Raw genomic sequence first — 19,597 nt, forward strand, 5'->3', positions numbered from 1 at the left:
TACTTGCTGCTGTCTCCGGCCCTCAGCCCGAGCTCTCCGATCGACCGGAAGGAGAAGGGCGTCAACGATGCCAAGGTAGACGTCCCTAAAGTCGTGCTGCTGTCCATCTTGAATGCGGCGGGGATTGTCCCGGCTCACCCAGCCCACGCTGGTGCTTGTTTCGGGAGAGGACGAAGTGTTCCTGCCGGAGGCTTATGCGCCATTGTACGCCAAGTATTGCAAGGCGGAAGTCGAGGTGCTTCCCGGCCATGACCACGACGAGATCGTCAGCAGCGACAAGGCGCTGGAAGCGGTTCGGGCGTGGTGGTGGCGGCTTCCTTTTTAAACGATACAGAAAGTTTAAGTTCGCTAAAGCAATAAAGCGGACTGCGACTTTCTGTACCAAGAAAAACTACCTATAAAAACGGTCTGGCTGCTTTGAGGGACCCCGATAAGGAGTTTTTCTTATAGACGCAGCCTTACTTGATAAGGACTGTAGAGCCGATGAATCCCGGATGCCCATACCTCCGCCACCCCCCGATGCGCGATGACCGAGCCGATAGATAAACAGTTGGGATAAGTTTTGAAAGTTGTGGTATAATAGACAAGATTTTGTGCGCATCCAGGTAAAGATCAGGTGTTCCGGGGCTCTAGGACCCGGCTTTTTTAACGCTTGTCGCAAGCCTCTCATGCGGACAAATCGCAGTAAGAGTAGGGGGAGCAAGGCATGGGTAAAGTTTTCGTTTGCGATCATCCGCTGATTCAACATAAGCTGACGTATATCCGGGATGAGAATACGACAACCAAAGATTTTCGCGAGCTGGTAGACGAAGTGGCCACGCTGATGGCTTACGAGATTACAAGAGACATTCCGCTGCAAAAGGTGGAGGTCCGCACGCCGGTGACGACCGCCGAGTGCAAGGTCATTTCCGGGCGGATGCTGGGACTGATTCCGATTCTGCGTGCGGGACTCGGCATGGTGGACGGCATCCTGAAGCTCGTTCCGGCGGCCAAGGTAGGCCATATCGGCTTGTACCGCGATCCGGACACGCTGCAGCCGGTGGAGTATTACGCGAAGCTGCCGGTCGATGTGCAGGAGCGGGAGCTTATCGTCATCGACCCGATGCTCGCTACGGGCGGATCCGCGAATGCGGCGATTGCGGCGCTCAAGAAGCGGGGCTGCACGCAGATCAAGCTGATGTGTCTTATTGCGGCTCCGGAAGGCGTGCAAGCGGTACAGCAGGAGCATCCGGACGTGGATTTGTATGTGGCGGCGATCGACGATCATTTGAACGACCACGGATATATCGTACCCGGTCTCGGAGATGCGGGCGACCGCTTGTTCGGCACCAAATAAAAGCTTTACATAACTGGGAAATGGGGAAGGAGAAGCGGACGATGAAGAGGACGAAAGTCATTACGATCTTCGGAACGAGACCGGAGGCCATCAAGATGGCTCCGCTCGTGAAAGCGCTGGAGAAGTATACGGAGCACATCGAGTCGCTCGTATGCGTGACGGCGCAGCATCGGCAGATGCTGGATCAGGTGCTGGATATTTTTAAAATCAAGCCGAATTACGACCTCGACGTAATGAAAGAAGGGCAGACGCTGAACGAAATTTCGGTGCGCGTGCTGCAGGGTCTGGACCCGGTATTCCGCGAGGAGAAGCCGGATCTGATTCTCGTTCACGGCGACACGTCCACGACGTTCTTGGCGAGCTATGCGGCGTTCCTGCAGCAAATCCAGGTAGGCCACGTGGAAGCGGGGCTGCGGACCTGGAACAAGCTATCCCCTTATCCGGAAGAGATGAACCGTCAGCTGACCGGTGTATTGTCCGATCTGCATTTCTCACCGACGGATTGGTCGGCGAGCAATCTTCGTAAGGAAAACAAACCGGAGGACCGCATCTTCGTTACCGGCAACACCGTAACGGACGTGTTTCAATACACGGTCGACAAGGATTTTACGCATCCGGTGCTGGAATGGGCCAAAGGGAAGCGTCTTATACTCATGACCGCCCACCGGAGGGAATCGCAGGGCGAGCCGCACCGCCGCATCTTCCGCGCTGTGCGCAGGCTGGCCGACGAGTTCGACGATATCGCCATCGTCTATCCGGTGCATTTGAGCCCGGCCGTGAAAGGACCGGCATACGAGATGCTCGGAGGACACGACCGCATCAAGCTGATTGATCCGCTCGACGTAGCCGAGCTCCATAACTTCTATCCGCATACGCACCTGATTCTGACGGATTCGGGCGGACTGCAGGAAGAAGCGCCTTCGTTCGGGGTGCCGGTGCTGGTGCTACGCGAAACGACGGAGCGTCCGGAAGGCATCGAGGCCGGCACGCTGGAGCTGGTCGGAACCGACGAACAGCGTGTGTATGAGCGGGCCAAAGCGCTCCTGACGGACCAGGCGATGTACGAACGGATGAGCCGGGCGGCGAACCCTTACGGGGACGGACAAGCGTCCGAACGAATCGTTCAGGCCATTCTTTACCATTTCGGACACACGTCGACACGACCTGAAAGTTTTCAACCGTGACAATCTGATGACAAACGCTACAGCATACAGTTGCACTGTTCGGTTTGAATGTCAAAAAAACCTTGATACATCAGGCTTTTTGTGATTTACATCATAGAAAATTCATCCTGATGTGTAATTGACAAAATTGACTTTGCTCCGATAAAATATACTAGGATTGATAAGGAAGGCTTATGAAAAAGAACTTTTCGGACGATAATCCTTGGCGTGCTGTAGCGTTGGTCAGTGCCATCGGCGCTGATCTGGTAGTCTGTATGCTGGCCGGCTTCTGGCTCGGCAACCTGGTTAGCAAGTGGCAGGGCGGACAGCCGATTTGGCTGGTGCTCGGGATTATGCTCGGGTTTTTCGTAGGCGTCTACAGCGTATTCCTGATACTACGCAAGTACACAGGGGGCTCCAATGGATGATTTTTCGGGCCATCTGAAAACGGTTCAACGAATCGCCATATTTTTTTTGTCCTTCTGCTTCATGGGGTGGGCGCTGGCGGTAAACGCCAGGCCGCTGTTCGCCGGACTCATCCTGGGGACGGCCGTCAGCTGGATGAATGCGCGCTACTTGGCATGGAAGATCGGGCAGTTAACGACCGCCGTGCTTGAGAAGTCGGGACGAAAGATCAACATGGGATTTATCACCCGGGCGGCGACGTCGCTGCTGGCGGTGGTAATCGCTTACCGTTTTCAAGAGCACGTGGCCTTATCGACCACGCTGGCAGGGTTATTTTTCGTACAGTTGGCAACACTCCTACTGGGTATATTTTCTAACCTTAGGGCAAGGAAGCAGTGAAAGCAGCACGCAAGCAACTCATATTCCGCGGAAAGGGGTGAAATGAACTGCATGCATGAATCTCCGATAGTAACTCTAGGTGGAATTCAATTTGACTTGGCCGCCGTCTTCATGATCGTTCTGACCTGCCTTGTTGTGTTTATTCTTGCGAAAGCCGGAACCAGCCGTCTCTCCGTCAATAATCCGGGAAAGATGCAAAACTTTCTGGAATGGGTGGTCGACTTCGTCTCCGGACTGATTGCTAGCACGATGGACATGAAGAAAGGGAAATCGTTCCTGATGCTCGGCATCACCTTGATCATGTTTATTTTCGTAGGAAATATGCTGGGTCTTCCGTTCGGTATCGTGACGGAGGTCAGCACGCCGCAGCCTTGGCTCGGCATCACGGAAGAGAAGCTGCACCTCGCTCACGAGGCCGGCAAGCACATCGAACTGGCTTGGTGGAAATCGCCGACGGCCGATGTTTCCGTGACGATGGGTCTGGCTGTCATGATTATTTTCCTAGTGCATTACCTTGGTCTGACCCGCAATACGAAGCATTATTTTAAGCACTATGTGGAGCCGCACTGGGCGATGTTCCCGCTGAACGTCATCAAGGAAATTTCCAAGCTTCTGACGCTCGGTCTTCGTCTATTCGGTAACATCTATGCCGGTGAGGTCCTGATCGGCGTTATCCTGATGGCGGGCCCGATCGGCGTTCTTCCGCTCATCGTATGGCAAGGCTTCTCGGTATTCGTAGGCGCGATTCAGGCGTTCGTCTTTACGATTCTGACGATGGTTTACATCTCTCAGAACATTGAGCACGGAGAAGAGCATTAATTGTTGAAATCGAATTCGGTCCATTGTGACCTGATGAGATCCATAAATTTAAAAAATTAACCATTTTGAGGAGGATTTTTTCCATGGGATTTCTTGCAGCTGCAATTGCAATTGGTTTGGGTGCGCTCGGCGCAGGTATTGGTAACGGTTTGATCGTAGGTCGCGCAATCGAAGGTATTTCCCGCCAGCCGGAACTTCGCGGTACGCTCCAAACGACAATGTTTATCGGTGTAGGTCTCGTAGAGGCACTTCCGGTTATCTCCCTCGTATTCGCATTGCTCTTCACTTTCGTATTGAAATAAATGGAACGGCGGGGAAGCGAGAAGCCTCCGCCTTCGTTTTTGCCTAGAATGTGCTGAACACGTTATACGAAAGGAGTGACCGGTAGAATGAGTTTCGTCCCATCTAGTTTTTTTATTGCGATTATCGCATTCTTGGTTCTGTACGCTTTGCTCCGCAAATATGCTTTCGGACCTTTGTTCGGCATGATGGAACAGCGCAGAACCCACGTTATGAATGAAATTCAAACGGCCGAGCAGAACCGCAAAGAAACGGAAAAGCTGCTCGCCGAGCAAAAAGAAGCTCTTCAGGCTACCCGCAAGGAAGCTCACGATATTATTGAGCAAGCGAAGCTGACCAGCACGAAGCAAGCCGATGAAATTATCGCGCAGGCTAAAGCCGAAGCTACCCGCTTGAAGGATGACGCGGTTCGCGACATCGAGAATGAGAAGAATAAAGCCGTGGCGGCTCTCCGCAGAGAGGTTAGCGCCATGTCCGTGCTGATTGCTTCCAAGATTATCGAGAAGCAAATCGACGAGAAATCGCAAGAGCAGTTGGTTGAGCATTACCTGAAAGAGGTAGGAGGCAACCAATGAGCCAGGACACAGTAGTAGCAAAACGGTATGCCAAAGCTTTGTTCGAGGTGGCCAAGGAACAGAATCGGATCGCTGAAGTGGAAGAAGAGCTGAAGGCGGTTATCGGGGCGCTGAAGGATAATGCCGATCTGAACAAACTGATCAAGCATCCTTCGATCGAGGCATCCGTGAAATCCGGGCTGCTGAAGCAGATTTTCGAATCAGCCGTATCGCAGCCTGTTTTCAACGCCCTTCGGCTTCTGATCGACAGAAGACGCGAGGATGTTCTGGAAGCGTTCGTGAACTATTACGTGAACATCGCTAACGAAGCGCTGGGTCAAGCCAGCGCAACGGTATACACTCCGGCAGCCTTGTCGGCGGAGGAGCTGACCCGCATCGCAGCGACGTTCAGTCAGTTGACAGGCAAACAAATCCGTGTGGAATCGGTTATCGATAAAAGCTTGCTCGGCGGCATTCAAGTCCGCATCGGCGACCGCTTGTATGACGGCAGCTTGTCCGGGAAGCTGGGACGACTAGAAAAGCAGTTGAATCAATCTCAAGCACTGTAGATAGGGGTGAGGTTCGTTGAGTATCAAACCTGAAGAAATCAGCACGCTGATTAAACAACAGATTGAAAACTATAAATCTGACATTCAAGTGGTTGACGTAGGTACGGTAATTCAGGTCGGTGACGGTATTGCCCGTGCACACGGCTTAGAGAACGTTATGGCAGGCGAGCTGCTCGAGTTCCCGAGTGGGGTTCTCGGTTACGCGTTTAACCTTGAGGAAAGCAACGTCGGTATCGTTATCTTGGGACCTTACACGGACATTCGCGAAGGCGACCAAGTGAAACGTACAGGCCGCATCATGGAAGTACCGGTCGGCGACGAGCTGCTCGGCCGCGTCGTGAACCCGTTGGGTCAGCCGGTCGACGGCAACGGCCCGATCAACACGACGCACTTCCGTCCGATCGAATCTCCGGCTCCGGGCGTTATGGCCCGTAAATCCGTTCATGAGCCGATGCAAACCGGTATCAAAGCGATCGACGCGATGATTCCGATCGGCCGCGGTCAGCGCGAGCTGATCATCGGCGACCGTCAGACCGGTAAAACGGCGATCGCCATCGATACGATCATCAACCAAAAGGGCAACGGCGTAAAATGTATTTACGTTGCCATCGGTCAAAAGCAATCCACCGTCGTTAACGTTGTGGAAACCCTTCGCCGCGCAGGCGCAATGGATTACACGATCGTCGTTACGGCGAGTGCATCCGAGCCTTCTCCGATGCTGTGGCTAGCTCCATACGCAGGCTGCGCAATGGGCGAATACTTCATGTACAAGGGCGAGCATGTCTTGATCGTATATGATGACTTGTCCAAGCAAGCTGCCGCATACCGCGAGCTGAGCTTGCTGCTCCGTCGTCCTCCGGGTCGGGAAGCTTATCCTGGTGACGTATTCTACCTGCACTCCCGTTTGCTGGAGCGCTCCGCGAAGCTGAGCGACGAGCTTGGCGCCGGTTCGATGACTGCGCTGCCGTTCATCGAGACGCAAGCAGGCGACGTATCCGCGTATATCCCTACGAACGTGATTTCGATCACGGACGGTCAGATCTTCCTGGAGTCCGACCTGTTCTACTCCGGTCAGCGTCCTGCGGTTAACGTCGGTATCTCCGTATCCCGCGTAGGCTCTTCTGCGCAAATCAAAGCGATGAAGAAGGTTGCCGGTACGCTCAAGACCGACCTTGCCCAATACCGCGAGCTGGCTGCATTCGCAGCGTTCGGCTCCGATTTGGACCGTGCGACGCAAACCCGCTTGAACCGCGGTGTGCGTACACTCGAGCTGCTGAAGCAAGGGCTGAACCAACCGATGTCCGTTGAGAAGCAGGTTGCCGCGATTTATGTCGTAGTCAGAGGCCATATCGACGATCTGCCCATTCAAGACGTAACCCGTTTCGAGCGCGAGTTCCTGAGCTTCCTGGATTCTAACCGTCCGGAAATTTTGGCGAGCATCCGCGATACGAAGGACCTGACGTCCGATAACGAAAACGCGCTGAAAGATGCGATCGCACAATTCAAGAAGAGCTTCGCTCCTTCTGCATAAAAACCCAAGTCCCGCAGGCTGAGCTTCTCCTTCCGAGAAGCTCGGTGCTGCGCTTGGATTCAATACAATGTTTTACCGCACCCTGCGCAGGCTGTAACAACAAGAATCAGGGTGGGGAAAGTTGGCTTTTCGAGTGTTGGCTTCTCCTCACGGTGAAGCTTCGAGAGAGAGGTGAGCAGGCATGGCAAAAGGAATGCGCGAGATTAAACGGCAGATCAAATCGACGCAAAATACGAAGCAGATCACGAAGGCTATGGAACTCGTGGCCGCAGCGAAGCTGAAGCGAGCCCAGAACGCAGCTGAGGCTGCCCGTCCCTACGCGGATAAGCTGAAGGAAGTGGTCGGCAGCATCGCCGCAGGAACGAAGGGTGTGAAGCACCCGATGCTCCAAAGCCGCGAGGTGAAGAAGACCGGGTATCTGGTCATTACATCCGACCGCGGTTTGGCCGGCGGTTACAACGCGAACGTGCTTCGTAAAGTAATGGCGGAGATTAGAGAAAGACACAACTCGCCGAAGGAATACGCGATTTTCGTCGTCGGCCGTAAAGGCAGAGACTTCTTCCGCAAGCGGAACATGGAGATCGTTGAAGAAGTCACGGGTCTTTCGGACTCCCCGACATTCAGCGACATCAAGGCGGTTGCGACGTCGGCAGTGAAAAATTTCGAGAATGGCGCTTACGACGAGCTCTACCTGGTATATAGCAAGTTTCAAAATGCGATTACGCAAGTTCCGACGGTGAAACGTCTGCTGCCGATGGAAGATATGAGCGGTGCTTCCGTTTCCAACTACGAGTACGAACCGTCTCCGGAAGGCGTGCTAGAAGTGCTGCTGCCGAAATATGCGGAAACGCTGATTTACAGCGCGGTGCTGGAAGGCAAGGCGAGTGAGTTCGGCGCGCGGATGACGGCAATGAACAGCGCAACGAAGAATGCTACGAAGATGATCAGCACGTACACCTTGGCTTACAACCGTGCGCGTCAGGCTTCGATCACACAGGAAATTTCCGAGATCGTGGCAGGCGCGAACGCGCAAAGCTAAGGTTCGGCTTAAGAGTTCAGCTTTCGCGAGAGCGGAGGCTACGCTAGTGCTTACGAAGTCAGCTTTCGCTATGCGAAAACTCTGTATATGCTTACGAAGCAGTTTTTGTCTACGACAAAAACTTGAGGAGGGAAAAAGATGAACAAAGGGCGCGTTGTGAACATCACAGGGCCGGTAGTCGACATCGAGTTCGACCGTGGACAACTCCCTGAGATCCTTAATGCGATTAAGATTGAGAAAAAAGCTACAAACGCCGGTGAACTTTCCATCGACCTGACGGTTGAAGCGGCTGTTCATCTGGGCGACAATTTGGTTCGTTGTATCGCAATGTCTTCCACGGACGGTTTGGTCCGCGGGGTCGAAGCGGTTGATACAGGCGCTCCGATTTCCGTACCTGTAGGTGCGGCAACCCTGGGCCGCGTATTTAACGTAATCGGCGAGCCGATCGACGGCACGTCTGAAGTGGACCGTACGCTGACCAGCCCGATCCACAAATCGGCGCCTGCTTTCGAGAATTTGTCGACGCAAGCCGAAATCCTGGAAACCGGCATCAAGGTTATCGACCTGATGGCTCCATACGCCAAGGGCGGTAAAATCGGCCTCTTCGGCGGTGCGGGCGTAGGTAAAACCGTTACGATGCAGGAGCTCATCCATAACATCGCACAAGAGCACGGCGGTATCTCCGTATTCGCGGGCGTGGGTGAGAGAACGCGTGAAGGTAACGACTTGTACCACGAAATGAAAGAATCCGGCGTTATATCCAAAACGGCGATGGTGTTCGGACAAATGAACGAGCCGCCGGGCGCGCGTCTTCGCGTTGCTCTGTCGGGCCTCACGATGGCGGAATACTTCCGCGACGAAGAAGGCCGCGACGTGCTTCTGTTTATCGACAACATCTTCCGCTTTACCCAAGCGGGCTCCGAGGTATCCGCCCTTCTCGGACGTATGCCTTCCGCGGTAGGTTACCAGCCGACGCTGGCAACGGAAATGGGCCAATTGCAAGAACGGATTACTTCCACGAAGAAGGGTTCCGTTACCTCCATCCAAGCGATCTACGTACCGGCGGACGACTATACCGACCCGGCTCCGGCAACGGCGTTCGCTCACTTGGACGCAACGACGAACTTGGAGCGTAATATCGCGTCCAAAGGTATCTTCCCTGCCGTTGACCCGCTGGCTTCGTCCTCGCGGATTCTGGCACCGGAAATTCTTGGCGAAGAGCACTACAACGTAGCTCAAGGCGTGAAGAAGCTTCTTCAACGCTACAAAGAGCTTCTTGATATCATCGCGATCCTAGGTATGGACGAGTTGTCCGATGAAGACAAACTGGTCGTACTCCGCGCTCGCCGCGTGGAATTGTTCCTGTCGCAGCCGCTGCACGTAGCGGAAGCGTTCAACGGGATCCCGGGCTTGTACGTACCGGTTAAAGAAACCGTACGCAGCTTTAAAGAAATTCTCGAAGGCAAGCACGACGATCTTCCGGAACCGGCGTTCCACAACGTGGGAACGATCGAAGATGCCATCGAGAAAGCAAAAACGCTGTAATGTTTAGCTGAATCACTATAGAGTCGGCTGCCTCCGGGCGGCCGGTCCTTGCTTGTGAATAAGCTTAACTCATAGCTTACGAAGCAGTTTTTGCCTACAGCGAAAACTTAGTAGATGCTTACGAAGCGGCTTTCTTACGAAAGCCTTTAGGAGGGGAATCCAAGTGAGCACATTCCTGCTCGAAATCGTAACCCCGGAGCGGATCGTTTACACTGAACAGGCGAACATGATTATCGCTAAAGGTGCCGAGGGTGAGCTTGGTATTCTGCCGAATCACATTCCGCTTGTCACTCCGCTTCGAATCGCACCGATTACTGTGAAGAAACAAGGGTCTCCGGATCATTTCATCGCAGTGAACGGCGGATTTATGGAAGTGCGCAAGGATAAGGTGGTCATTCTGGCGGAAAGCGCCGAGCTGCCGGAGCAAATCGACATTGAACGGGCGCAGGCGGCCAAGTCGCGTGCGGAAAACCGCCTGAGCGCGGCCAAGCAAGATCATGTCGACTTCAAACGCGCCGAGCTGGCTTTGCAAAGAGCGATGAATCGGATCGACGTTTATGGGAAAAGATAATACACAGCACGTCTTGTGACAAAGCGGGGGAACGTGGTTCCTTCGCTTTTTCTCATATCTAAAGAATGTTTCGTACAGGAAAATGTTAGACACCCCATATGGCATTTGTTATAATTGGGAAGGCATATATTAACAAATGGCAGGATTCTGCAGCGTACAACCAAGAGATTTGAGCATCAGTGGACAGCAGGAATGCCGTGTAGTGAAACAAGGGTTATTGGCAGTCACTACTATACATTGGAGGCGGTTCGTTCGCGATGTACATGAACAACTATGTGGTCGTAGCGATATTTCTCTTGTTAGGCGTATTGCTTCCAGCTGCAGCGCTTACAATCGGTCGCTGGCTTCGGCCCTACAAACCGGTTGAAGAGAAGTATACTACTTATGAAAGCGGTAACGAGCCGGTGGGCGAAGGTCAGGTGCGCTTTAACATCCGATACTATCTGTTCGCGCTGATGTTCGTCATTTTTGATGTAGAAACTGTATTTCTATACCCATGGGCCGTTGCGTATAAGCAATTAGGCTTGTTTGCGCTTGTGGAGATGTGCATATTCGTGGCCTTGCTGGTCATAGGTTTAATTTATGCCTACAAGAAGAAGGTGCTACAATGGACTTCAATTTAGAATCGATTACGCCTGCGGAACGGCAGGAGCTGGAACGCAATGTGTTCATGACGACGCTGGAGCAAATCAAAGCTTGGGCGAGAAGCAATTCGCTCTGGCCGCTCACCTTTGGATTGGCCTGCTGTGCCATCGAGATGATGGGAACAGGGGCGTCTCATTATGATTTGGACCGTTTCGGGGTCATCTTCCGGACTTCGCCGCGGCAGTCGGACGTGATGATCGTAGCGGGTACGGTAACGAAAAAGATGGCTCCGCTGCTTCGCCGGTTGTACGAGCAGATGCCGGAACCGAAGTGGGTAATCGCGATGGGCTCCTGTGCTACGGCCGGAGGGCCTTACGTGAAATCGTATGCGGTAGTGAAAGGCGTGGACCAAGTGGTTCCGGTGGATGTCTATATTCCCGGCTGTCCTCCGAACCCGGCGGCATTGATATATGGAATCAACAAGCTTCAAGAGAAAATCCGTTACGAAGCGAAAACCGGTAAGCAGGTGACCAATCGATGAGCGACGAGCAAAAGCAAGATAAAGCCGGCGGAGAAGCGGCGCCGGAGGAAGCGAGCAAGGCGCCGGCGAAGGACGGCGCAGGTGCGAAGCCGGCGGAGGCCGTGCCAGGCGATGCAAGCAGGAAGGCGACAGAGCCGGAAGCTGTGGCAAGCGATGAGCCGCAAGCAGCGGCTCCGGAAGCGGCCAAGGACGCTGCAGCGGGCGATAGCTCAGCCGCGGGCGCGGAGGCAGGCGAAAGCGGCAAGCCGTCCGCGGCGGAGGCCGACGCCGGCCTGACCAAGTCCGGCGGTGCAGGCGAGCCGCCAGGCGGCTATGCGGACGCGCCGAAGCCGGCGGCGAGCGAACCGGTGCAAGCCGGCGAAGCTCAGGAGCCAGCGAGTGCGGAGACGGACGAAGCGAAGGCTGAGGCAGCCGCGCCGGGCGACGCCGAGAAGGAAGCGAAGCTGAAGGCCGCCGCCGAAGCGCGAGCGGCCCGGGCGGCGGCTCGCGCGGCACAGGCGGAAGCGGGCGATACCCAGGCGCCGGCAAGTGCGGAGGCGGGCGATGCGCCTGCGGCGGAGGTCGCGGCGCCGAGCGACGCCGAGAAGGAAGCGAAGGCGAAGGCCGCCGCCGAGGCGCGAGCGGCCCGGGCGGCCGCCCGGGCGGGCAAGGCGGAGGCCGACCCCGCTGTGCCGAAGGAGCCGTCGCCGAAGCAGCCGCTGCTGGACCGGCTCGTGGCCATCCTCAAGGAATCCCAGGGGGATGCGGTGGAGGAAGCTTTTATCAATGAAAGAAGCGGGCATACGCCGTACGTGATCGTGAAGAACGAGCGTTGGTCCGCCATCGCGGAGCTGCTCAGGGAGCACCCGGAGCTGAAGCTCAGCTATTTGCGCAACTTGTCCGGCACGGATATGGAAACGCATATGGAAGTGGTGTACCATCTCATCTCGCTGGACGCCAAGCAGGACTACTGCGTGAAGGTGAAGACGGACCGCGAAGCTCCATCCGTTCCGTCGGTTACCCGTATTTGGCCAACGGCCGATTGGAATGAAAGGGAAGTTTACGATTTGCTCGGAATCGACTTTCCCGGACATCCCGACCTGAGGCGCATCATGATGGCTGACGATTGGGTAGGCCATCCGCTTCGCAAAGATTACGAGCCGCTCGATCCGGAGGTGTGATGGAAGCTTGAGTATTCGTACAGAAGAATTGCTGCTGAATGTAGGGCCTCAACATCCGAGTACGCACGGCGTATTTCGGATCGTAGTGAAGCTGGACGGCGAAATTATCACGCATGCGGACCCGGTCATGGGTTATCTGCACCGGGGTACGGAGAAATTAGCCGAGAACCTTACTTATACCCAAATCATCCCTTATACAGACCGGATGGATTATGTGTCGGCGATGACGAATAACTACGTGCTGGTGCATGCAGTCGAGAAATTGATGGGGCTTGAGATTCCGGAGCGGGCCGAATTTCTGCGGCTGATCGTCATGGAGCTGCAGCGGATCGCAAGCCATATGGTTTGGTGGGGAACGTATCTGCTCGATATCGGGGCGATGAGCCCGTTCTTATACGCATTCCGCGACAGGGAAATCATTATCAACCTGTTCAATGAGCTTTGCGGCGCAAGGCTGACCTACAATTATATGCGGGTCGGCGGCGTGAAATGGGACGCGCCGGAAGGCTGGATCCAGAAGGTCCGCGATTTTATTCCTTATATGAGGGATAAGCTGGATGAATACAACAATCTGGTCAGCGGCAATGAAATCTTCCTCGCCCGGATCAAGGGTGTAGGCAAGTACGATGCCGCTACGGCGATTGCGTATGGGCTCAGCGGAGCCAATCTTCGCTGCACCGGGGTGAACTGGGATATCCGTAAGGACCAGCCGTACAGCTTGTACAACCGGTTCGAGTTCGATGTGCCCGTCGCCCAGAACGGCGATTGCTATGACCGATACTTGATCCGTCTTGAGGAGATTCGCCAATCACTCCGGATTCTGGAGCAAGCGGTGGAGCAATTCCCGGCCGACGGGGAGATCATGGGCAAGGCTCCGCGCGTCATTCGTCCGCCGGAAGGGGAAGTGTACGCTGCCATCGAATCGCCGCGCGGCGAGATCGGCTGCTACATCGTTTCCAAAGGCAAAGATAAGCCTTACCGGCTGAAGTTCCGCAGGCCGTCCTTTGTCAATTTGCAAATTTTGCCGAAGCTGCTGGTCGGGGAGACGATGACGAACCTGATCACGATCCTCGGCGGTATTGATATTGTCGTCGGGGAGGTGGACTGCTGATGCCGGACTTATTGCATGAACCGCTGACGTGGACGAGTTTCGCCATCTTCTTCGCTTGGGGCGTCGTCCTGCTGCTTGTCATCCTCGGCTTCGTGACATATGCCATCTACTTCGAGCGCAAAGTCATCGGCTGGATGCAGCTTCGGATCGGCCCGAACCGTACAGGTCCGCTCGGACTGCTGCAATCCGTCGCGGACGTCGCGAAGCTGCTGCTCAAGGAAGATACGATTCCGCGCAAGGCGGAACGGGAATTGTTCATCTTGGCGCCGGTCATTACGTTCATCCCGGCGTTCACCGTCTGTGCCGCGATTCCTTATACAAGCCGCCTGATCAGTACGGACCTGAATGTAGGCGTGCTCTATTATGTGGCCCTGTCCGGTATTTCCACGATCGGGATCGTTCTCGGCGGCTGGGCTTCCAACAATAAATATGCCCTGCTCGGGGGAATGCGTTCCGCCGCGCAGATGATCAGCTATGAAATTCCGCTCGTGATCTCGGTCGTCGGCTGCGTCATGATGACAGGCAGCATGAACCTGAACCGCATCGTGGAGAATCAGGCCGGCGGCTTCTGGCATTGGAATTTCCTGCCGCAAATCATCGGCTTCGTCGTTTTCGTGATCGCGGCGGTGTCTGAGCTTAACCGGACGCCGTTCGACCTGCCGGAAGCGGAGTCGGAGCTCGTTGCCGGCTATCACGTGGAATACAGCGGCTTCCGCTTCGCCTTCTTCATGCTGGCGGAATATGTGTACGTGTTTGCCATTGCGGGTCTGACGACGACACTGTTCCTCGGCGGCTGGCATGCACCGTTCACCTTCCTGGATTTTATCCCGGGGCTGATCTGGTTTCTGCTGAAGTTCTCGAGTATCGTATTCTTCCTGTTCTGGCTGCGTGCGACGCTGCCGCGGGTACGGGTGGACCAACTCATGGGACTCGGCTGGAAAGTGCTGCTCCCGCTGGCTCTCGTGAACATTTTCGTTACGGCGATTTATATGGCTATCGCGATGTAAGCCGGCGGCTCCCGTCCGGATGCTTCAAACGAAAGGGTGAAACAGATGAAAGGGATCATCAAAGGTCTCGGCGTAACGCTGAAAAGCATGACCCAGAAAAAAATTACGTATGCGTATCCCGATGTCCCGCTTGAGATGCCGGACCGGTTTCGGGGAATTCAGCATTTTGATCCCGAGAAATGCATCGTCTGCAACCAATGCGCGCGCATTTGCCCGACGGAGTGTATCAATCTGATCGGCAAGGCGAACCCCGACCCGGAGAAGAAAGGCAAAGTCATCGATACGTACGACATCAACTTCGAGATTTGCATCCTCTGCGATTTGTGTACCGAGGTGTGTCCGACGGAAGCGATCGTAATGACAAACAATTTTGAGCTGAGTACGTACAGCCGCGACGATTTGTTCAAAAACCTGCAGTGGCTGAACGAAAACAACACGAACGTGCGGAAAGAGAATAACTCGGCGCTTCCGAAAGGCGGGGCGAAATAGATGATCGGGAATATCGTCAGCTTTTTATCCAGCGGGGAGAATATTGCGTTCTTCATCTGTGCGCTGCTCGCCATCGGCGGGGCGATCTTCATGATCAGCTTCACGAAGGTCGTGCATATGGTTGCCGCGCTGGCCATCACCTTTATTTCCATGGCCGGATTGTATGTCATCCTCGAGGCCGAATTCGTGGCGGTAGTTCAAATCCTGATCTACGCGGGCGCCATTTCGATCCTGATGATTTTCGGCATTATGATGACGAAGCATCGCCAGGGAGAGGAAGAGGAGCCCCACCGTCCTTGGCACAACGGACTGCTCTTCGTAGGTGCCGCGGCGCTGTTCGGCATGATTTTCTACGCGATCCAGAAGACCGAGCTTCCCTCGGGGAGCTTTCCCAAAGTCGATGACAATACGTTGGAAATCGGCAAGCTGCTGTTTAACGTGCACGTGATTCCATTCGAGCTGATGTCGGTGCTCTTGACCGTTGCGTTCATCGGCGCCATCATCGTAGCGAAGAGAGAGGAGGACTGACGGCATGAGTGCCAGCACGGCTGGATTAGCGACGCCTTATTTGACCTTGGCAGGCATTCTGTTCTGCATCGGTTTATACGGCGCTTTATCAAAGAAGAATGCGGTGATCGTTCTCTTGTCGATCGAGTTGATGATGAATGCGGTCAACTTGAATCTGGTCGCTTTCTCTAAGTTTGGCGTCAAGCCCGGACTGACCGGTCAAATCTTCTCGCTGTTCAACATTACCGTAGCTGCGGCGGAAGCGGCAGTAGGGATTGCGATTCTAATCGCGCTGTACCGCAATAAAGGAACAACGGATGTGAACGAGATGGATTCGATGAAGCACTAGCTATTCAATGAGTGCGGGTAGCCCGCACTTCGGCTTTTGCAGCCCGAATCGTCTTGCTGCTCTTAAGGCCCGTTGCCTAAGCAGATTGTTAAGGAGGACTTAAGCTCATGATATCGGCTTACTCGCAATACGCCTGGCTCATTCCGTTGTTTCCTCTGCTGTCGTTTCTGATTCTAACGGCGGTGGGACGCCAACTGCGGGATGCGGGCGCCTATATCAGCATTGTGGCCGTGTTCGCGTCCTTCGTATTGTCCGTATTGATCTTCGTAGAGCGAATCGGCGGACATGTCGAAGATTTCACGTGGAACAAATTGCAGTGGATCAAGCTGGGCGATTTCACACTGACGATGGGCTTTGAGGTCACGAACCTGAATGCCTTGATGCTGGTGATCGTGACGCTGGTCAGCCTGCTGGTCAATATTTACTCCAAAGGCTACATGCACGACGACGAACGGATCAACGTGTTCTTCGCCTACATCGCTTTGTTTACGTTCTCCATGCTGGGGCTTGTCATCTCGGCGAACCTGGTTGAGCTCTACATCTTCTGGGAGCTGGTGGGCGTGTGCTCGTTCCTGCTCGTCGGATTCTGGTATTTCAAGCCGGAAGCCCGGGCAGCGGCCAAGAAAGCGTTCATCGTCACCCGCGTCGGAGACGTGGGCCTGTTCATCGCCATTCTGCTGCTTTTCTGGTATATGCCGAATCATTCGTTGGATTTTACCGCCATTCACAATGCCTTTACCGGCGGCAAAATCCCAAGCGGCATCGTCACCTTGATCGCCATCCTGATCTTCGTCGGCGCGGCCGGCAAATCCGGCCAATTCCCGCTTCACACGTGGCTTCCTGACGCGATGGAAGGCCCGACGCCGATCTCGGCCCTAATTCACGCGGCGACGATGGTTGCGGCCGGCGTGTACCTGGTTGCACGGACGTTCGAGATCTTCACGGCTTCGCCGGCCGCCCTTACCGTGGTGGCGACGATTGGAGCATTCACGGCGATCTTCGCAGCGACGATCGGTACGGCACAGAACGATATCAAGCGTATTCTCGCTTATTCGACCGTGAGCCAGCTCGGCTACATGATGATGGCCATGGGCATCGGCACGACGGTGGCGTACACGGCGGGAATTTTTCACTTGTTTACGCATGCGTTTTTCAAAGCGCTGCTCTTCCTGGGAGCGGGCAGCGTGATTCACGCCGTACATACGCAGGATATTCACGAAATGGGCGGCGTCGGCCGCAAAATGAAAGTAACCGCGTGGACTTTCGCTATCGGTACGCTTGCCTTAAGCGGGATTGCGCCGCTGTCGGGCTTCTGGTCCAAGGATGCGATTCTTGCCGAAGCGTATGCCCACAATGCGGTGCTTTTCTGGGTGGGCCTCATCGCGGCGTTTTTTACCGCCTTCTATATGTCGCGCCTGTTCTTCCTGGTCTTCTTCGGCAAGCCTCGCGGGGAGCATCAGGATCACGTACACGAGTCCCCCGGCTCCATGACGTTCCCGCTCATCGTTCTCGCGGTGCTGGCGGTCTTGGCGGGGTTCGTATTCACGCCGTTCAATCCATGGCTTGGCGGCTGGCTCACCGGGCACGAGGAGGCGGAGCACGCGAACTGGGTCGTCATCATTTTGTCCAATCTGGTCGGGCTTCTCGGGATCGGCCTTGGGTATTTGGTTTATATCCGGCGTTCGATTTCGGCGGAAAGCTTCGTCAATGGCGCTCCGTGGCTGTACCGGCTGCTGAATCGCAAATATTATGTGGATGAGTTCTATCAAGGCGTGATTGTGCGGCCGCTTCAAGGCCTTGGTCAAGTCTTGAACTTGTTTGACATCTATGTTGTGGACGGTGTGGTGAAGCTGTCCGCGCTGGCAGTGACGGGGATCGGAAGACTCGGCTCACGCCTGCAGAACGGGCAAGTGCAGAGCTATGGCCTCGTCACATTGCTCGGTCTGCTGATACTGGTGCTGGCCATAGCGGGAAGGAGGTTCATCCATGCCGGATAACCTGCATATCTTGTCACTGATTGCATTCTCGCCGCTGCTCGGCGTGCTTATCCTGATGTTCATGCCTGCGTCCAAGGGACAATGGATCAAAACGACGTCGATCCTCGTTACATTGATCCCGCTTGTGCTGTCGGCTTGGCTGTACGCTCAGTTTAATCACAACCTGGAAGGCATGCAGTTCAAGGAGCAAATTCCGTGGATTACGGTTCCGCTCAATAAGGAAACGCAAGGCTTAAGCCAGCTGACCTCCTTCTTTTTCCAATTCGATTATTCGATGGCGGTAGACGGCTTGTCGCTTCCTCTTGTATTCCTGACGGCCTTGGTGAGCACGATGGCGGCACTGGCTTCGGTTTATATCAAGAAGAGGTGGAAGTCTTATTTCATCCTGTTCCTGCTGCTGGAAACCGGCATGTTCGGGGTATTCATGGCGCAAGATCTGTTCCTGTTCTTCGTATTTTTCGAGATTACCTTGATTCCGACGTTCTTCCTGATCGGCATCTGGGGCTATAAGGACCGTGAGCGGGCGGCGAACAAATTCCTGATCTACAACGGGATCGGCTCGGCGATCATGCTGATTGCCTTCCTGATTCTGGTCAGCACGGCGGGCTTCGGCCAAACGGCCGGGGATAACGGAGCCTCGATTCACTACTCGGGCAGCCTCAGTGTCATAACGGAGAATCTGTTTCAAAATGCGGCTTCTTACGTGAATCAAGGAGATCTGGAGGGCAATCCGTTCTTCCTCAGCGAGAAGATGCGGTGGTCCGTGTTCATCCTGCTGCTGGTGGCGTTCGGGATCAAGCTTCCAATTTTCCCGTTTCATACTTGGATGCTCAAAGTACATACGGAAGCGCCGCCCTCCATTGTCATGATCCACTCGGGTATTCTGCTCAAGATGGGCGCCTACGGCTTGATTCGTTTCGGCATTCTGCTGTTTCCGCAGCAGGCGGTGGCTTGGGCAAGCGTCCTCGGCATTCTCGGGGTCATCAACATCGTTTATGGGGCGGTACTCGCTTTTGTGCAAAAAGAGTTCAAGCTGGTCCTCGCGTACTCGAGCATCAGCCACATGGGGATCGTGCTGCTCGGCATCGCCGCCTTCAACACGGCGGGCCTCCAGGGGGCCGTGTTTCAGCTCGTCTCTCACGGCCTGATCTCGGCGCTGATGTTCTTGCTGGTCGGCAGCATTTATGAACGGACGCAGACAACGGAGCTGGGCCACCTCGGCGGAATGGCCAAATCGGTTCCGTTCATCTCCGGCATTCTACTGGTATCCGGCATGGCTTCCTTGGGACTGCCCGGCTTGTCCGGCTTTATCAGCGAGTTCCTGGCGTTCCTCGGACTATTCCAGACGAAGCCGGTCGTCACCGCCGTTGGCGCACTCGGGATCATTCTAACGGCGGTGTACGTTCTGCGAGGGATTCTGAGCATCACATACGGACCGCTGAAGACGGAGCTTCCGGCGATGAGGGATGCCCGGCTGATCGAAGCGATTCCGATGATTACGCTGGTTGCCTTTATCGTCGTCCTCGGGATTTACCCGAGCGTATTAAGCGAGCCGCTGTACCAAACCGTCAGCAGCTTCGACCAATTCATTCATAGCGTCGCGAAGATAGGGGGTTAGAC

Annotated in this window: 23 protein-coding genes; all 23 read left to right on the forward strand. The window is 54.8% G+C overall.

All coding sequences use genetic code 11. The annotated features are described in order from the left end of the window. Positions 1-112: 112 nt before the first annotated feature. The 23 genes from O9H85_RS20830 (at position 113) to O9H85_RS20940 (ending at position 19,595) form a co-directional block, all read left to right on the forward strand. A complete protein-coding gene (locus O9H85_RS20830) occupies positions 113-325 on the forward strand; it encodes an alpha/beta fold hydrolase (RefSeq protein WP_269883346.1) in 213 nt (70 codons plus the stop codon). 381 nt (positions 326-706) lie between these two features. Beyond that, the gene (upp, locus tag O9H85_RS20835) at positions 707-1,336 is read left to right on the forward strand and encodes a uracil phosphoribosyltransferase (protein ID WP_269883347.1); all 630 of its coding nucleotides are present in this window, start codon (positions 707-709) and stop codon (positions 1,334-1,336) included. A gap of 41 nt (positions 1,337-1,377) precedes the next feature. Then, positions 1,378-2,520, forward strand: a complete 1,143-nt coding sequence (gene wecB / locus O9H85_RS20840; protein WP_269883348.1) for a non-hydrolyzing UDP-N-acetylglucosamine 2-epimerase — start codon at positions 1,378-1,380, stop codon at positions 2,518-2,520. Between the two features lie 173 nt (positions 2,521-2,693). Then, the gene (locus O9H85_RS20845; protein WP_269883349.1) at positions 2,694-2,927 is read left to right on the forward strand and encodes an AtpZ/AtpI family protein; all 234 of its coding nucleotides are present in this window, start codon (positions 2,694-2,696) and stop codon (positions 2,925-2,927) included. Continuing rightward, entirely contained in the window at positions 2,920-3,303 is a 384-nt protein-coding gene (locus tag O9H85_RS20850) for an ATP synthase subunit I (RefSeq protein ID WP_269883350.1), read from the forward strand. Before O9H85_RS20845 ends, O9H85_RS20850 begins: the two co-directional genes overlap by 8 nt. A gap of 51 nt (positions 3,304-3,354) precedes the next feature. Further along, complete coding sequence (atpB, locus tag O9H85_RS20855) at positions 3,355-4,122, forward strand: F0F1 ATP synthase subunit A (RefSeq protein WP_269883351.1); 768 nt, start codon at positions 3,355-3,357, stop codon at positions 4,120-4,122. Between the two features lie 83 nt (positions 4,123-4,205). Then, the gene (gene atpE / locus O9H85_RS20860; RefSeq protein WP_269883352.1) at positions 4,206-4,424 is read left to right on the forward strand and encodes a F0F1 ATP synthase subunit C; all 219 of its coding nucleotides are present in this window, start codon (positions 4,206-4,208) and stop codon (positions 4,422-4,424) included. An 87-nt stretch (positions 4,425-4,511) separates the two neighbouring features. Beyond that, positions 4,512-4,997, forward strand: a complete 486-nt coding sequence (gene atpF / locus O9H85_RS20865) for a F0F1 ATP synthase subunit B (protein WP_269883353.1) — start codon at positions 4,512-4,514, stop codon at positions 4,995-4,997. Continuing rightward, on the forward strand, positions 4,994-5,545 hold the full coding sequence (locus O9H85_RS20870; protein WP_269883354.1) for a F0F1 ATP synthase subunit delta: 552 nt from the start codon (positions 4,994-4,996) through the stop codon (positions 5,543-5,545). The genes atpF and O9H85_RS20870 overlap by 4 nt, the downstream gene beginning before the upstream one ends. Before the next feature lie 16 nt (positions 5,546-5,561). Beyond that, on the forward strand, positions 5,562-7,076 hold the full coding sequence (gene atpA, locus O9H85_RS20875) for a F0F1 ATP synthase subunit alpha (RefSeq protein ID WP_269883355.1): 1,515 nt from the start codon (positions 5,562-5,564) through the stop codon (positions 7,074-7,076). 181 nt (positions 7,077-7,257) lie between these two features. Beyond that, entirely contained in the window at positions 7,258-8,115 is an 858-nt protein-coding gene (gene atpG / locus O9H85_RS20880) for an ATP synthase F1 subunit gamma (protein ID WP_269883356.1), read from the forward strand. Between the two features lie 138 nt (positions 8,116-8,253). Continuing rightward, a complete protein-coding gene (gene atpD / locus O9H85_RS20885) occupies positions 8,254-9,660 on the forward strand; it encodes a F0F1 ATP synthase subunit beta (protein ID WP_269883357.1) in 1,407 nt (468 codons plus the stop codon). 163 nt (positions 9,661-9,823) lie between these two features. Further along, the gene (locus tag O9H85_RS20890) at positions 9,824-10,231 is read left to right on the forward strand and encodes a F0F1 ATP synthase subunit epsilon (RefSeq protein ID WP_269883358.1); all 408 of its coding nucleotides are present in this window, start codon (positions 9,824-9,826) and stop codon (positions 10,229-10,231) included. A gap of 257 nt (positions 10,232-10,488) precedes the next feature. Further along, positions 10,489-10,854, forward strand: coding sequence for an NADH-quinone oxidoreductase subunit A (locus O9H85_RS20895; protein ID WP_269883359.1), 366 nt, complete (start codon positions 10,489-10,491; stop codon positions 10,852-10,854). After that, positions 10,839-11,357, forward strand: a complete 519-nt coding sequence (locus O9H85_RS20900) for a NuoB/complex I 20 kDa subunit family protein (protein ID WP_269883360.1) — start codon at positions 10,839-10,841, stop codon at positions 11,355-11,357. Before O9H85_RS20895 ends, O9H85_RS20900 begins: the two co-directional genes overlap by 16 nt. Further along, positions 11,354-12,517, forward strand: coding sequence for an NADH-quinone oxidoreductase subunit C (locus O9H85_RS20905; RefSeq protein WP_269883361.1), 1,164 nt, complete (start codon positions 11,354-11,356; stop codon positions 12,515-12,517). The genes O9H85_RS20900 and O9H85_RS20905 overlap by 4 nt, the downstream gene beginning before the upstream one ends. A gap of 7 nt (positions 12,518-12,524) precedes the next feature. Next, positions 12,525-13,628, forward strand: a complete 1,104-nt coding sequence (locus tag O9H85_RS20910; protein ID WP_269883362.1) for an NADH-quinone oxidoreductase subunit D — start codon at positions 12,525-12,527, stop codon at positions 13,626-13,628. Continuing rightward, positions 13,628-14,635: an NADH-quinone oxidoreductase subunit NuoH gene (gene nuoH / locus O9H85_RS20915; RefSeq protein ID WP_269883363.1), complete on the forward strand. Its 1,008-nt coding sequence runs from the start codon at positions 13,628-13,630 to the stop codon at positions 14,633-14,635. The genes O9H85_RS20910 and nuoH overlap by 1 nt, the downstream gene beginning before the upstream one ends. Positions 14,636-14,680: 45 nt before the next feature. Next, positions 14,681-15,124 carry an NADH-quinone oxidoreductase subunit NuoI gene (gene nuoI, locus O9H85_RS20920; RefSeq protein ID WP_269883364.1) on the forward strand — a complete coding sequence of 148 codons (444 nt, stop codon included), beginning with the start codon at positions 14,681-14,683 and terminating at the stop codon, positions 15,122-15,124. Then, positions 15,125-15,652 (forward strand): NADH-quinone oxidoreductase subunit J, encoded by a 528-nt coding sequence (locus O9H85_RS20925; RefSeq protein WP_269883365.1) that lies wholly within the window; start codon positions 15,125-15,127, stop codon positions 15,650-15,652. Between the two features lie 4 nt (positions 15,653-15,656). Further along, positions 15,657-15,980, forward strand: a complete 324-nt coding sequence (gene nuoK, locus O9H85_RS20930; protein ID WP_269883366.1) for an NADH-quinone oxidoreductase subunit NuoK — start codon at positions 15,657-15,659, stop codon at positions 15,978-15,980. Positions 15,981-16,087: 107 nt separating this feature from the next. Next, the gene (nuoL, locus tag O9H85_RS20935) at positions 16,088-17,977 is read left to right on the forward strand and encodes an NADH-quinone oxidoreductase subunit L (RefSeq protein WP_269883367.1); all 1,890 of its coding nucleotides are present in this window, start codon (positions 16,088-16,090) and stop codon (positions 17,975-17,977) included. Continuing rightward, positions 17,967-19,595, forward strand: a complete 1,629-nt coding sequence (locus O9H85_RS20940; RefSeq protein ID WP_269883368.1) for a complex I subunit 4 family protein — start codon at positions 17,967-17,969, stop codon at positions 19,593-19,595. The genes nuoL and O9H85_RS20940 overlap by 11 nt, the downstream gene beginning before the upstream one ends. Positions 19,596-19,597 lie beyond the last annotated feature (2 nt).

This window comes from Paenibacillus gyeongsangnamensis, from assembly GCF_027533625.1.
GTDB lineage: Bacteria > Bacillota > Bacilli > Paenibacillales > NBRC-103111 > Paenibacillus_G > Paenibacillus_G gyeongsangnamensis.